This is a genomic window from Citrobacter sp. TBCS-14 (assembly GCF_005280805.1).
GTDB classification, from domain to species: domain Bacteria; phylum Pseudomonadota; class Gammaproteobacteria; order Enterobacterales; family Enterobacteriaceae; genus Citrobacter; species Citrobacter gillenii.
In genome coordinates, this window is the sequence record NZ_SZWM01001343.1 from 1 (window position 1) to 525 (window position 525).

Annotated in this window: 1 protein-coding gene; it reads right to left on the minus strand. The window is 54.0% G+C overall.

The window, feature by feature from the left end:
• A partial coding sequence (locus tag FDX22_RS27740) for a YcjX family protein (protein ID WP_255433104.1) occupies nucleotides 1-525 on the minus strand: 525 nt, incomplete at both ends.

The following is a 525-nucleotide window of genomic DNA, read 5'->3' on the forward strand; positions in this document are numbered from 1 at the left end:
CGATCCCAAAAAGCCTGGCCCGGTAAACGCGCTGGGACTTCTCCCGGATAGACGGTCAACGGCTCGCCGTCGCTCAGGCGATTGCCGCGCAACGCGGGGATCTTCTCGCCTTTCACATCAATCAGGCCGCTGGTGGTTGCCTGCACCGATGCCAGTCCCAGACAGTCCATACTGNTTTGCCAGGCGTCCTGAATCAATTGCTGCAACAACGACACCATATTGGCATGTTGATCGACCGTAACGTGGTCGGCCTTGGTGGCAGCGAACAGCAACTTATCGATTACCGGCGAGAACAACCGGCGGAACAACGTGCGCTGACCATAATGAAAGCTTTGCATCAGTTGTGTCAGCGCCAGTCGCATATCGTTAAACGCCTGTGGTCCGCTGTTAAGCGGTTGCAGGCAATCGACCAGCACAATTTGGCGATCAAAGCGCAGGAAGTGATTCTTGTAGAACCCTTTCACGACCTTTTCGCAGTAGTAATTAAACCTGTCGCGTAACATACCTGCGTTGGTATGTTTATCC